Annotated in this window: 14 protein-coding genes and 1 pseudogene; 4 read left to right on the forward strand and 11 right to left on the reverse strand. The window is 65.8% G+C overall.

The window, feature by feature from the left end; all coding sequences use genetic code 11:
* The 3 genes from MMB92_RS27325 to MMB92_RS27335 form a co-directional block, all read left to right on the forward strand.
* A partial coding sequence (locus tag MMB92_RS27325) for a cytochrome c oxidase subunit 3 (protein ID WP_277563066.1) occupies positions 1-689 on the forward strand: 689 nt, incomplete at its 5' end.
* Positions 686-1,087, forward strand: coding sequence for a hypothetical protein (locus MMB92_RS27330; RefSeq protein ID WP_060214389.1), 402 nt, complete (start codon positions 686-688; stop codon positions 1,085-1,087). The genes MMB92_RS27325 and MMB92_RS27330, both read left to right, overlap by 4 nt.
* Positions 1,078-2,661: a cytochrome c gene (locus MMB92_RS27335; RefSeq protein ID WP_200064126.1), complete on the forward strand. Its 1,584-nt coding sequence runs from the start codon at positions 1,078-1,080 to the stop codon at positions 2,659-2,661. Before MMB92_RS27330 ends, MMB92_RS27335 begins: the two co-directional genes overlap by 10 nt.
* Before the next feature lie 103 nt (positions 2,662-2,764).
* Here MMB92_RS27335 and MMB92_RS27340 read toward each other — a convergent pair whose 3' ends face one another.
* The 11 genes and pseudogenes from MMB92_RS27340 to MMB92_RS27390 form a co-directional block, all read right to left on the reverse strand.
* Entirely contained in the window at positions 2,765-3,163 is a 399-nt protein-coding gene (locus MMB92_RS27340; RefSeq protein WP_006485395.1) for a RidA family protein, read from the reverse strand.
* 75 nt (positions 3,164-3,238) lie between these two features.
* Positions 3,239-4,015: a benzoate diol dehydrogenase BenD gene (gene benD / locus MMB92_RS27345; protein WP_062886067.1), complete on the reverse strand. Its 777-nt coding sequence runs from the start codon at positions 4,013-4,015 to the stop codon at positions 3,239-3,241.
* On the reverse strand, positions 4,012-5,034 hold the full coding sequence (benC, locus tag MMB92_RS27350) for a benzoate 1,2-dioxygenase electron transfer component BenC (RefSeq protein WP_062886068.1): 1,023 nt from the start codon (positions 5,032-5,034) through the stop codon (positions 4,012-4,014). The genes benD and benC overlap by 4 nt, the downstream gene beginning before the upstream one ends.
* 40 nt (positions 5,035-5,074) lie before the next feature.
* The gene (benB, locus tag MMB92_RS27355; protein WP_006485355.1) at positions 5,075-5,563 is read right to left on the reverse strand and encodes a benzoate 1,2-dioxygenase small subunit; all 489 of its coding nucleotides are present in this window, start codon (positions 5,561-5,563) and stop codon (positions 5,075-5,077) included.
* Positions 5,560-6,918 (reverse strand): Rieske 2Fe-2S domain-containing protein, encoded by a 1,359-nt coding sequence (locus MMB92_RS27360; RefSeq protein WP_062886069.1) that lies wholly within the window; start codon positions 6,916-6,918, stop codon positions 5,560-5,562. Before MMB92_RS27360 ends, benB begins: the two co-directional genes overlap by 4 nt.
* Positions 6,919-7,034: 116 nt before the next feature.
* Entirely contained in the window at positions 7,035-7,976 is a 942-nt protein-coding gene (gene catA / locus MMB92_RS27365; protein ID WP_048987225.1) for a catechol 1,2-dioxygenase, read from the reverse strand.
* A 51-nt stretch (positions 7,977-8,027) separates the two neighbouring features.
* Positions 8,028-9,164, reverse strand: coding sequence for a muconate/chloromuconate family cycloisomerase (locus MMB92_RS27370; protein ID WP_062886070.1), 1,137 nt, complete (start codon positions 9,162-9,164; stop codon positions 8,028-8,030).
* A gap of 548 nt (positions 9,165-9,712) precedes the next feature.
* Entirely contained in the window at positions 9,713-10,156 is a 444-nt protein-coding gene (locus MMB92_RS27375; protein WP_012493759.1) for an antibiotic biosynthesis monooxygenase, read from the reverse strand.
* Between the two features lie 99 nt (positions 10,157-10,255).
* Positions 10,256-11,281: an aldo/keto reductase gene (locus MMB92_RS27380; protein WP_208090697.1), complete on the reverse strand. Its 1,026-nt coding sequence runs from the start codon at positions 11,279-11,281 to the stop codon at positions 10,256-10,258.
* A 132-nt stretch (positions 11,282-11,413) separates the two neighbouring features.
* Positions 11,414-11,713 carry a hypothetical protein gene (locus MMB92_RS27385; protein WP_006498287.1) on the reverse strand — a complete coding sequence of 100 codons (300 nt, stop codon included), beginning with the start codon at positions 11,711-11,713 and terminating at the stop codon, positions 11,414-11,416.
* Positions 11,710-12,269, reverse strand: a pseudogene (locus tag MMB92_RS27390) (flavodoxin family protein). Before MMB92_RS27390 ends, MMB92_RS27385 begins: the two are co-directional and overlap by 4 nt.
* 158 nt (positions 12,270-12,427) lie before the next feature.
* On the opposite strand from MMB92_RS27390, the gene MMB92_RS27395 reads away from it, so the two are divergent.
* Positions 12,428-13,384: a LysR family transcriptional regulator gene (locus MMB92_RS27395; RefSeq protein ID WP_277563067.1), complete on the forward strand. Its 957-nt coding sequence runs from the start codon at positions 12,428-12,430 to the stop codon at positions 13,382-13,384.
* Positions 13,385-13,773 lie beyond the last annotated feature (389 nt).

Below are 13,773 nucleotides of genomic sequence, written 5' to 3' on the forward strand. Positions count from 1 at the left end.
CGGCTCGCGCCGACACGCAGGCGCCCGCGGCCGCGGCTGGCCCTCGTCCGGACGAACCGCCATCGCCGACGGCGCCGGCCGGCGCGCCGGCCGCGTGCGTCGCGCCGCTGCCGGTGGGCAGTTGCGGCGAACGCGCGGGCGGCTGGTGGGGCGTGCTCACGCTGATCGTCACCGAGGCCGGGCTGTTCGGCTACCTGCTGTTCTGCTACTTCTACCTGCAGTCGCAATGGCCCGCGCCGTGGCCGCCCGAAGGGATGCCGAAGATCGGGCTCGCGGCCGTCAACACGGTCGTGCTGCTGTCGAGCAGCGTGTTCGTGTGGCTCGCCGAGCGCGCGGTGCGGGCCGGCCGCCAGGGGCGCGCGGTCGCGATGCTCGTCGTCGCGCTGGTGCTCGGCATCGCGTTCGCGCTGGTCCAGCTGCACGAATGGCGCGACCATCCGTACGGCCCGACCGCGCATCTGTACGGCAGCCTCTACTTCACGATCACCGGCTTCCACCTCGCGCACGTCGTGGCCGGCCTCGCGATCCTCGCGCTGCTCGCCGGCTGGACCGCCGCCGGTTTCTTCGGCCGCGAACGGCGCGTCGCGCTGACGGTCGGCGGGCTCTACTGGCACTTCGTCGACATCGTGTGGCTGTTCATCTTCACCGCGCTGTACGTGTCGCCGTTCTGGCTGAGGAGCACCGGATGAACGATGCACGACGCACGTGGACACCGCTGCTCGCGATCGCCGCCGGCCTGGTCGGCGCACCCGCGCTGTGGTTCGCGCAGATGCTGGTGTCCGAGACGCTCGCGTCCACCGCGTGCTATCCGCTCGGCGTCGCGCAAGCCGCGCCGCGCTGGGCGCACGTCGGCGTATGGCTTGCGCTGATCGCCGCGGGCGCGTTCGCGCTGGCCGCGGCCTGCGCGACGTGGCTCGCGCGCGCGTGGCGGCGCCGGCACGATGCCGATGCGCCGGCCGCGACGCGCGACGACAGTACCCGCTTTCTCGCGCGCTGCGGGATGCTCGCCGCGCTCGGCTTCGTGATCGGTCTCGTATTCACGGGGATCGTCACCGCTTTCGTGGGGCCTTGCAGTCCATGGCGCTGATCTCGCTCGCTTCGTTGCCGTTCCGCGTTCCGGGCCGCCGCGCGCGCGTCGCGTTCGCCGTTTGCGTCGCGCTGTGCGGATGCGACATGCAGCGCGACGACAATGCGGCCGCACCCGGCGATGCGGCCGACGCCGCGTCGGCGGCGGAAGCGCCCGAGCCCGCGTCGGGCTGGCGGTTCGTGCGGATCGGTGCGTCGGCGGCCGACGCAGCTGCGTCGATGTCCGCGCGCGTGAAGGACGACCGGCGGCTGTCACGCGAGCGGGATGCGTCAGTGGCAGATTCGACATCGCCCGCGGCATCCACCCCACCGCCCGACGCCGCTTCCGCTTCGACCGCCCGCCGCCCGGTCATCGCCGCGGCTGCCGCGAGCGCCGACGCCGCGACGCTCGCGCGCGGCCGCTACCTCGCGCTCGCCGGCGATTGCGCCGCGTGCCACGACGCGGCCGACCATACGCCGTACGCGGGCGGCCAGCCGGTGAATTCGCCGTTCGGGCCGATCTACGCGCCGAACATCACGCCGGACCCGACGCACGGGATCGGCCACTACACGCTGCGCCAGTTCGACGATGCACTGCGGCGCGGCGTGCGCGCGGACGGCAGCCGGCTGTATCCGGCGATGCCGTACCCGTCGCTCGCGCACCTGACCGACGACGACGTGCGCGCGCTGTATGCGTACTTCATGCGCGGCGTCGCGCCGTCCGCGAATGCGGCCAAACTCACGCAACTGCCGTTTCCGTTCAACCAGCGCTGGGCGCTGGGGCTGTGGAGCCTCGTGTTCGCGAACCGCGACCGGTTCACGCCGCAGCCGTCGCAGTCGGCCGAATGGAATCGCGGCGCGTATCTCGTGCAGGGGCTCGGCCATTGCGGCGCGTGCCATACGCCGCGCGGGCCTGCCTACAACGAACGCGGCTACGACGAGCGAAGCCCCGCGTTCCTGACCGGCGGCATCAACGATCACTGGTTCGCGCCGAACCTGACCGGCGCGAGCCCGGACGGCCTCGGCCGCTGGTCCGCCGACGACATCGCCGCGTTCCTGCGCAGCGGCCATGCGGCGCGCGGCGCGGTGTTCGGCGCGATGGCGCCGGTCGTCGGCGAAAGCACCGCGTTGCTGACCGATGCCGACCGCCATGCGATCGCCGTGTACCTGAAGTCGTTGCCGGCGCAACCGACTGCCGCGACGAATCCGCTGGGCGTCGGCGTGCCGCGGCTGACGGCCGCCGGCCCGCGTCCGGAAGGCGGCCAGCAGGCGCCGGGGGCCGGCGTGTATGCGGGGTTCTGTGCGCGTTGCCACGGTGCGGACGGTCGAGGCGTACCCGATCACGGGCCGGCGCTCGCGGGCAGTTCGATCGTGCTCGCGGCCGATCCGACCAGCACGATCCGGATCGTGGTCGAAGGGGCGCGGCCCACGCCGGGCAAACCGGGGCCGGTGCAACGTATGCCGGCGATGCGCGGCGCGCTGACGAGCCGCGAAATCGCGGCGGTGGTCAGCTACGTGCGCGGCGCGTGGGGGAATCGGGCGGCGCCGGTGTCGGAGCGGGAGGTGCGGCGGTTGCGGGGAGCGATACACAAGTAGCGTGTCGGTGTCGTCGCACGCGCATCGAAACCGTTCAGCGATCGCCGACGATTCGATCTCGGGTGTTCATCCACACGGAGCCTGACTTCATCGACGCACCGGATCAGCGCGCCAGCACCGCCACCGCCTTGATCTCGACGACATAACCCGGCGCGCCGCCGAGCATGTGCGCGCCGACGGCCGTCCACGCAGGCCGCGGATGCGCATCGAAATAGCGGTCGCGCACCTGCATGAACAGCGGCAGGTCGCGCATGTCGGTGTGAAACGTCGTGAGGTCGACCACATCGTCGAACGATGCGCCGGCCGCCTCCAGCACCTGCTTCAGGTTCTCGAACGCCTGCACGATCTGCGCTTCGCGATCCTCGACCAGCTGCATCGCCGCGTCGCGGCCGATCTGGCCGGATACGTAAAGCGTATCGCCGACCTTCAGTCCCGGCGCGTAGCCGATCTTCTCGTACACCGCTTCCATTCCCGCCGGAACGATGGCTTTGCGTTCATGCATGATTGTCTCCGTGGCCGGCATCGTCGCGCCGGCCGTCTGCGGTTGTCGATGAAACAATGGCCCGCGATACGCCCTTCAACCCGTATCGCCACCCGCCACCGGCAGCACCGTGCCCGTGATGTAGCTCGCCTCGTCCGACGCGAGGAACAGGATCGGCGCGATCTGCTCGTCGAGGCTGCCGTAGCGCTTGAAGTACGTCGATTCCGTCACCTGCCGCACGGCCTCGCCCATCCACGCCTGTTCCTGCTCGGTGTCGCCGGCCGCATTGCGCGGCACGCGGCGCGGCGGCGCGCTGGTACCGCCCGGCGCGGTGGCGACGACGCGGATGTTGTGTTCCGCATATTCCATCGCAAGCGCCGACGTCAGCGCGTTGACGCCGCCCTTCGCCGCCGAATACGGCACGCGCCGGATGCCGCGCGTCGCGTTCGACGAGATGTTGACGATCGTGCCGCCGCCGCGCGCGAGCAGGTGCGGCAGCACGGCGTGACAGGCATAGAGCGTCGGCATCAGCGAGCGGCGGATTTCCGCGTCGATCTGCGCAGGCTCGAACTCGGCGAACGGCCGCATGCGGATCGCGCCGCCGACGCCGTTGATCAGGATGTCGATGCGGCCGAACGTCCGCACCGCGTGCGCCATCGCGGCATGCGCGCCTTCGTACGTCTCGAGATCGGCGACGAAGCCGGCCGTATCGCCGCCCGGCGCTTCCGCGGCCACCTCGGCCACGAAATCCGCACGATCGACGAACAGCACCCTGCCGCCCTCGGCCGCCGCGCGCAGCGCGACACCGCGGCCGATGCCCTGCGCCGCGCCGGTGACGACGACGACCTTGCCGGAGAATCGTTGCATGGTCATGCCGCCTTTGCCGTGACGTTGGGGGTGAACTTCTCGTAGTGGAAGCTGTTCGGCTTCACGCCTGCGTCGTCGAAGTACTGGCGCACCGCATCGACCATCGGCGGCGGCCCGCACAGATACACGTCGACGTCGCCGTCGTTCAGCGCGTCGGCCGGGATGTGCTGCGTGACCCAGCCCTTGCGCGGATGGCTCGACGCGGCGTCCGCGACGACCGTCGCGAAGCTGAAGTTCGGCAGCCTCGCCGCCACCGCCTCGAGCGCGTCGACCAGCACCAGATCGAGATCGCGCGTCACGCCGTAGACCAGGTGCACCTTCTGCTGCGAGCCGCTGCGCGCGAGCACCTCGAGCATCGACAGGAACGGCGCGAGGCCCGTACCGCCGGCGAGGAACAGCAGCGGCCGCTGCACGTCGCGCAGGTAGAAGCTGCCGAGCGGCCCGTGCAGTTCGAGCGTGTCGCCGGGCTGCGCCGATTCGAGCCACGTGCTCATCACGCCGCCTGGAATCTTCTTGATCAGGAAGCCGACCTTCGCGTCGCCCGGCGCCGACGAGAACGAATACGAGCGATGCTGGCCGCTGCCCGGCACGCCGATGTTCACGTACTGGCCCGGCAGGAACACCGGCGCGCTGGCGCCGACGTCGAGTTCGAGCACGACGGCCGCATCGTTGTGCTGCTCGACCTTCGTGACCGTCGCGGCAAAGGCGCTCTGCCCGGTCTTGCAGGCGACCGACGACGTCGGCACCGCGATCACGCAATCGCTTTGCGGCACCATCTGGCACGTCAGCACGAGGCCGCCGTCCTTCTCGTCCTCGGTCAGCGCATCGTCGATGTAATCGTCGCCGAGGTCGTAGCGGCCGCTTTCGGCGCGGCACTTGCAGGTGCCGCACACGCCGTCGGAGCAATCCATCGGCAGGTTGATCTTCGCGCGAAAGGCTGCATCGAGCACCTTCTCGCCGGCCTTGCAGTCGATGAAGCGGGTCACCCCGTCCTCGAAATTCAGTGCAATCCTGTAGCTGGACATGGCGTCACCTCCACTTCCTTTCATGACGAAACGACGGGCGTCAGACGTGATAGACGTCGAGCACCTGCCGGATGTAATCGTTCTTCAGCACGATCTTCTTGCGTGAAATCAGCAGCGCGTCGCCCGTGCGTCGCAACGTGACGAACATCGTGCCGAAAAAGTGATCGGTCACGCGATAACGGTGGTTCAGCGTGTGAAAGTTGTAGCGCACGTCGACCTCGTCGTCGCGTTCGGCCAGCACCTCGACGTTCGTGACGTTGTGGCTGGTGCGCGGCTCGGGCGTCGATGCGCCGCTGCGCTCGGTCTTGATCCGGAACACGCGATCCTCGAGGCCGCCGCGGTCCGCGTAATACATCAGCGAGATCTGGCTCTGCGGATCGTCGGTCGGCCGATCGTCGTCGTCCCATGCGGGCATCCAGTACGTGACGTCCTCCGTGTAGCAGGTCAGCCACGCGTCCCACTCGCGATCGTCAAGCAGGCGCGCTTCGCGATACAGCGCCGCGCAAATCGTCCGGTAATCGAAGCTCATGCCGCCACCTCCCCGCGTTCCTTCTTCAGCGCATCGCGCATCAGGTTCACCCAGTGTTCGTGCTGGCACACGAACAGCCCTTCGTCCTCGCTGCGCTCGCCCGAAATGCGCGGCTTCAGCCCCATCTTTTTCGCGTTCTCGTCCGGCCCGTCGACCCACAGCGGCGCGCCGCGCGACAGGTCGTTCCACATCGCCGTGATGCCCGCATAGCCGGCCTGGCACGCGCGGAACTCCTCGAGATCGTCGGCCGTGCCCATGCCGGTCACGTTGAAGAAATCCTCGTACTGGCGAATCCGCGTCGTGCGATCGGCCTCGCTCTCGCCTTTCGGCGCGAAGCAGAAGATGCTGACTTCCGTCTTGTCGACCGCGAGCGGCCGCACCACGCGAATCTGCGTGCTGAACTGGTCCATCAGGAACACGTTCGGGTACACGCACAGGTTGCGCGTCTGGTTCACGATGAAGTCGGCCTGCACGTCGCCGACGCGCGCCCGGATCTCGTCGCGGTGCTGATACACGGGCCGCACCTCCGGGTTCATCGTCTGCGTCCACAGCAGGATGTGGCCGTGGTCGAAGCCGTACACGCCCGCGACCGACTTGCTCCAGCTGTTCGCGTCGACCGCCTTGGTGCCGTCCGCCTTACGGCGGCCCATCGTCGCCGCATAGTTCCAGTGCACGGTGCTGACGTGATAGCCGTCGCAACCGTTCTCCATCTGCATCTTCCAGTTGCCTTCGTAGATGTAGGACGAGTTGCCGCGCAGCACTTCGAGCCCGTTCGGCGCCTGGTCGACGATCTGGTCGATGATCACGCGCGCTTCGCCGAGGTAGTCCTCGAGCGGCAGCACGTCGGCGTTGAGGCTGCCGAACAGGAAGCCGCGATAGTTCGCGAAGCGCGCGACCTTCTTCAGGTCGTGCGAGCCGTGCGTGTTGAACTGCACCGGGTATTCGGTCGTCTTCTCGTCCTTCACCTTCAGCAGCTTGCCGGTGTTCGAGAAGGTCCAGCCGTGGAACGGGCACGTGAAGCTGCCCTTGTTGCCGTGCTTGCGGCGGCACAGCATCGCGCCCTTGTGCGCACACGCATTGATGACCGCATGCAGCTCGCCGGTCTTGTCGCGCGTGATGACGATCGGCTGGCGGCCGATCCACGTCGTGTAGTAATCGTTGTTGTCGGGAATCTGGCTTTCGTGCGCCAGATACACCCAGTTGCCCTCGAAGATGTGCTTCATCTCGAGCTCGTACAGCGCCGCGTTCGTGAAGATGTCGCGGCGGCAACGGAAGACGCCGGCCGCCTTGTCATCCTGCACGGCGGTTTCCAGCAGGTGATCCAGGTCGTTCGTAGCGTCGATCGTGATGGACATGATGGCTCCTTCCATGCGCGTGCCGCGTCCTGCAAGCACGCTCGCATCGGTATCGGTTGAATCTCGGGGGACCGGCCGGCAGCGGCGGCGCACGCGCGCCGCCGTGCCGCCGGTAGTTATGCCGCGGCGGACGCGCGCAGGCGTTCGACGATCTGGTTGTCCTTGCCCTGCACGCGCGGCGTCAGCACGAAGTTGAACTCGATGTCCTGGTACGCATCGGCCTTCATGCCGAGCGCCGTGCCGCCGGTTCTTTCGGTCACGGGCGGGATCAATTCCTCGCGCGTCGCATACGCGAAGTCGTCCCAGATCAGCGGATCGCCGTCGATGTTGAACTGTGTCGTCAGCTTGCGGTGATCGTCGCTCGTCACGAAGAAGTGCACGTGCGCCGGACGGTTGCCGTGGCGGCCGAGGCGGTTCAGCAATTGCTGCGTCGCGCCCTGCGGCGGGCAGCCGTAGCCGACCGGCATCAGTGTGCGGAATTCGTACTTGCCGTCGACGCCCGTTTTCACCGCGCCGCGCAGGTTGAAATCGCTCTGCTTGCCGGTCGGGTCGAAGTGCGAATAGAAGCCCTTCGAATTCGCGTGCCAGCATTCGACCACCGCGCCGGCGATCGGCTTGCCGTCGAGACCGGTGACCGTGCCGTGGATCACGAGCGGGCCCGCGCCGTCGTCCGCGTCGAGGTCGATCTTCGCGACGCTGTCGCGCACCGGTGCTCCGGCCACGTACAGCGGCCCCTCGATCGTGCGCGGCGTGCCGCCGTCGAGCCCGATCGCCTCGTCCTCGGCGTCCATCCGGATGTCGAGATACTTCTCGAGACCGAGGCCAGCCGCGAGCAGCGCTGCTTCGCCATCCTGACCGAGCTTGTTCAGGTAGTTGACGCCCGCCCACACTTCGTCGGGCGTGATGTCGAGATCGTCGATCGCCTTGAACAGGTCGCCGAGCAGGCGCAGCACGATCTGCTGCGTACGTGCGTTGCCGCCGGTGCCGCTCCCGCCCGCGTTCGACGCGGCCTTCAGCAGGTCCTGCACTTCCCGGGTATCGAAAACTTTGACGCTCATGATGCTGTCTCCACGTGTATTTGGGGGATGACGGTCGTTGCCTGACTCGACTTACCGCGCGACTTTCGTCAGCCCGTCGCGGGTGAAGCGCCTGACCTTGTCCTCGTCGAGCGCGATGCCGAGACCGGGGCCGTCCGGCACGGTCAGTTCGAAGTCGCTGTAATCCAGCGGCTGCGTCAGGATTTCTTCGGTGATCAGCAGCGGCCCGAACAGTTCGGTGCCCCACTGCAGGTTCGCGATACTCGCGAACAGGTGCGCGGATGCCACCGTGCTGAACGCGCCTTCGAGCATCGTGCCGCCGTACAGCTCGATGCCGGCCGCATCCCCGATCGCGGCCACGCGCTGCGCGGCGAACAGGCCGCCGCTCTGTTCGATCTTGATCGCGAACACGTCCGCGCCGTGCTGCTTCGCGATGTCGAATGCGCTGTCGGGGCCCCGCAGGATTTCATCGGCCATCAGCGCGACGGGGAAGCGGCGCATCAGGCGCGCCAGCGCCGCGGCCGATGCGACCGGCTGCTCGACCAGTTCGCAGCCCGCATCGGCGAGCGCCGGAATCGCGCGCGCGGCCTGCGTTTCGCTCCACGCCATGTTCACGTCGACGCGCACCGACGCGCGATCGCCAAGCGCCTTCTTGATCTCGGCCACGTGCCGGATATCCGTTTCCGGCGCCTTCGCGCCGATCTTCAGCTTGAATACGTTGTGGCGGCGCGCGTCGAGCATGCGCTCGGCTTCGGCGATGTCGGTGGCCGTGTCGCCCGACGCGAGCGTCCATGCAACCGGCAGGCGATCGCGGCGACGGCCGCCGAGCAGTTCGCTGACCGGCACGCCGAGCCGCTTGCCGTGCGCGTCGAGCAGCGCGGTTTCGAGCGCGCTCTTCGCGAAGTGGTTGACCTTCGCAAGCTTGCCGACGAATGCCATCAGCGTCTGGACACGCGTGGCGTCACGGCCGACGATCGCCGGTGCGAGATACGCGTCGATCGCGAGCTTCATCGCTTCCGGGCTTTCCGGGCCGTAGGCCATGCCGGCGATCGTCGTGCCTTCACCGATACCGGTCACGCCGTCGCTGCAGAACACCTTCACGAGCATCAGCGTCTGGCCGTGCATCGTGGCCACCGACAGCTTGTGCGGGCGGATCGTCGGCAAGTCGACGAGACGGGTTTCGATGCGTTCGATGGTGGCGGAGGACATGGGGCGCGCTGCGTGGGGGCTGTTCATGGAACGGATTTATACGCGGCGGGAAAATGGGGCGTCCAATACTTTTGGGCGGGATTTTTGATACCTGGTGGGTATTGAAATCCGGCCGTGGGCGCGAAATATTGCGGTGCGCCATACCTGTTTTGGTTAGGTAGGCGGGCTCGGAGGGTTGATGGAACGGGGTTGCGCGGGGGTGGGGAGCGGTTGGGCGGGAGCCTATCGAGGCTGCTTGCGGCAGTGGGAAAATCGGCTGAAAACCGGTGCCCTACGGAGTCGGATCAGGGTTTTCCTGAGGGGAAAAACGGTGGAGCTGGACGTCCGGCCTTCAGGAGCGGCCTCTGCGAACGATCGAAAGGAGGCGGGTCGACGGAGATTGACGTTGTTGTCGATACGCGTCGTCCAACAGACGCTGACGGCCACTATCGGCCAAAACCGGTCGTGGACCAACAACAGCAACCAGACATCCGGTAGGCAGGTCGAGTTCCGACAACGGACACGCACGCTTTCATGGCGATCCATTCTTCCCATCTGGCCGGTGTTTGTTACGACCGCCCCCTCAATTTCCTGAAGATGAGCGGCATTGCTTCAGCATCCAGCCCATCCATGTCAACCAGTCGCAGGGACTTCACCATGTCCAGCGTCGAACGCTTGTACTTCTTGAAATGCGGCGACTGGATATGTGCGTCGTACGCATCGTGGCTCGCATAGATTTCCACAATCTTGATGTGCGTCGGGCTATCCTTTTGAGCCATCGGGAAAATGCACACTACCCCCGGCTCGACGCGCATCGACGCCTCAGCCTCCTCGTTCAAGATGCGCCGATATGCTTCGAGATGCTGATTGAATATCTCGATTTCGGAGATACGGACTAACATTTTCGGCTCCTGCGCATGGACGTTACCGTGCTGCCCCAACGGCAGTACCGCACACATCACAACGAGCGCGAAGAGGATAAGACGTCGGCACTCGATGAACGGGCCCTTCATATCTATTCTCGCATTCGATGTTCGTCCAGCGGCGGTACGTTCGACCGCGGCGGCGAGTTCGCAAGCTACCGCCATTGAACGTACCGCCGCTCGCGACATTCAGTTCCGCGGCATTGAAATCGTCGGCGGATGTTCCGGAAGCGGTGGCACGATGCCATCCACCGGATGGGGGACATACGGCGCTTCGAGCGCGGCGATTTCGTCCTGCGTCAGCGAGAAGTCGAGCGCGCCGATGGCGATTGCCAGATGCTCGGGCTTCGTTGCCCCGATGATCGGCGCGGTGATCGCCGGCTTCGTCAACAGCCACGCCAGTGCGACGTGCGCGCGCGGCACATGGTGCGCCTCGGCGATACGCGCGACGACGTCAACCACCTTCTGGTCCTGGATTTCAGCGTTCCGATACATTTGCAGCGCAAAGGCATCGTTCTGCGTGCGGCGCGTGGTTTCGCTCCAGTCGCGCGTCAGCCTGCCGCGCGCCATCGGGCTCCATGGAATGACCCCGACGCCCTGGTCGGCGCAAAGAGGCAACATTTCGCGTTCCTCCTCCCGATAGAGCAGGTTGTACTGCGGTTGCATGGAGATGAAGCGTGTCCAGCCGTTGCGTTCCGCGACGTGCTGCATTTTCGCGAAGCGCCATGCCTCCATCGACGATGCACCGATGTAGCGGGCTTTGCCTGACTTCACTATGTCGTGCAGCGCCTCCATCGTTTCCTCCACAGGCGTGCCGTGGTCGAAACGGTGGATCTGGTAGAGGTCGACGTAATCCATGCCGAGGCGGGTCAGACTGTCGTCGATCGACTGAAGGAGCGCTTTCCGCGAGAGAAACCCGGTATTGGGTGAATTGCGCCACGGAAAGAACGCCTTGGTGGCGACGACGACCTCTTCGCGCCGCGCCATGTCGTTGAGCGCTCGGCCCGTGATCTCCTCGGAGCTTCCGACCGAATAGATATTGGCAGTGTCGAAGAAGTTGATGCCCGCCTCGAGCGCTTGCCGAAAAAACGGGCGGGAGGCTGCTTCATCGAGGGACCAAGGCTGGGGCAGGCGGGCAGGCTCCCCATAGCTCATGCATCCCAGGCAAAGACGAGATACTTTCAGACCCGTTCGGCCCAGATTGACATATTCCATGTCACCTTCAAAGGTCTACGGTCACACAACGCCGATAAGCAGACTGCGGCAGGCCCGTGGTTGACGATTTATCCCGCGTCAGCGCTACACGACAACCACGGACCGACACCGCGATAGACGCTGCCGCAGCAGTCAAGCGTCGCGCGACGCGAACAGCGACTCCCAGCCGACGAACGGGCCGAGCGGAATGATCTCCCAGTCGATCAGGCCGACCTTGGCCAGCGGAAACTCGGCGAGCGCCTGTCTCGCGGCATCGACCGAATCGCTTTCGGCAATGATGGCGACGCCCGGGCGGTCCTGACGGAACGAGATTTCGCGCACGAAGCCCGTTTTATACAGATGCCACGCATGGCGCACTTCTTCGAGAAGATGGGGCTGATAGGCGTCCGGGCTGGCCCCCGGCAGCGGGACGTCGAGACAAAGCAATTTCATCGTGCGGCTCCTGACATGAACTGGCTGGTCACGTGAGCGACGCGCTCGCCCAGATACGCAGCGGTATCGATATCGCTCTCGATGGGGGTGATGTCCGGTGATGCATCATCCGATTGCGCCATCGCGCCCAGCCATCCGCCGACACGATTCTTCTCCTGCGGCGACTTGCCCGGGAAGATATCGAGTCCGACCCAGATCATCCCGTGCTGGGCGGCAAACAGCGCCATCGTGACGAGGGAATTCAGCTTGTCGCCGTGCATGGCGCCCGAATTCGTAAAGCCTGCGGCAACCTTGTTCCGCCACGACTGGGGAATCCACGCGGGCCGCGTCGAGTCCTCCATCACCTTTTTGAGCCTCGCGCTGACGGTGCCGTTGTAGGTCGGCGAACCGAAGATGATCGCGTCGCTCGCGGCGAGTTTTCCCAGGGCGTATCGCCATCTGCAACGGCGATCAACTGCGCTTCGGCACCCGGCACGCGACGAACGCCGTCTGCAACGGCTTGGGCCTGTTTCGCGGTGTGGCCATAGCCACTGTCATAGAGGATCGTGATGAGCATTGAAGACTCGCAAGCTTCGGACGGAGGGGCGATGTCCGCCATTGTCACCAGCGTCACTCATTACGAGAAGTTCTGGCAGGGTTGAACCACCCTCAACTGAAAGTTTAGAATCCGGCGGCGCGACGACAGGTCGGCGCGATGTCAGTCATGGAGGAAATGTGGATTCTTCGCAGCGTGTTCGAGCCATCGTTTCTCTCGTCCAGGCCGTGGATGCGGGAAGTTTTGCGGCAGCGGCCCGACAATTGGGCGTCACGTCGGCTGCCGTGAGCAAGAACGTGGCGGGCCTCGAAAAAGCATTGGGTGTGCGGCTGATGAACCGGACGACCCGCACACTCAAACTCACAGAGGAAGGCGAGGCGTTTTTGCGCCACGCGCGCATCGCACTTGAAACACTGGATGCCGCGATCGATACGGTTTCCGCCCAGCGGGCCGTGCCGGCCGGGCGCGTGCGGATTTCGACGAGTGCCGCCTTCGGGCATAACCACGTGCTTCCGGCGCTGCCCGCGCTGCTCGCTCGCTACCCGGCGCTGTCGGTCGAGGTCGATTTCGACGATCGGGTCATCGATATTGTCCGGGACGGCTACGACATTGCGGTAAGAGGCGGCAACATCCCGGATTCCGCGCTCGTGACTCGCCCCATTTGTCGCTTGAATACAGTACTGGTAGCGTCTCCCGACTATCTGGCGAACCATGGCGTGCCCGAAACGCCGGATGCGTTGCACGCGCACCGGCTCATTGCACGGCGATTCCTGAGCGGCCAGGTCGCGCCGTGGAACTTCACGGGCGACGACAAAAGCATCACGACGATCGACCCCTCCGGCAAGGCAATGCTGACACTATCCGCACCGGAATCGCTGGTGCAGGCGGCGTGCGATAGCGTTGGCATCGCGGAGGTCGGGGTGCATCTTGCGCGGGATCGGTTGCGTTCCGGTGCGCTGAAGGTCATTCTCCACAGGTTTCACCATCCCGGAAGCTATGAGATGGTGATGCAGTATCCACACCGGGCGCTTGTCGCGCCACGAGTGCAAGTTACCGTCAAACATCTGCTGGAAGCGCTAACGGCGGATAGCAAATTGCATGTGCCTACGGATGCCTTGGATAGCTATAGCGTGTAGCAGTCAGCCATCGTTGTATTACCAAACGTGTGGTTCCGCGTGGAAATTGCGTGTGCAGCATCGCGACGGCCGGAAGTATTCATCGAGCGACCGCCGAAGATCGACAAACCGACGTTGCACGTCCGATGCGGTGAAAGGCGACTCTGGGTCGGTAACTGCCACTCGGAAGAAGCGTGAGCGCAGGTCTTGTCGCGTCATCAGATCGCATGCCGCAAAAAACCGCCCCCCCAACTGTCCAATTTCCGCACACCGAATCACAAACGGCCCCCAATCCACGCGCCTCCCCCACATGGGAAGAAACCCGGATACCCCCGCTTCCCCGCCCCCGCCTACCCTCGCGCGCATGCCGATCGGCGCCAACCAACGCCGATCCGGCCGATCCGAATTTC

Origin of the sequence: Burkholderia sp. IO2 (assembly GCF_029522185.1) — a bacterium.
In the GTDB taxonomy this organism is placed as follows: domain Bacteria; phylum Pseudomonadota; class Gammaproteobacteria; order Burkholderiales; family Burkholderiaceae; genus Burkholderia; species Burkholderia cenocepacia.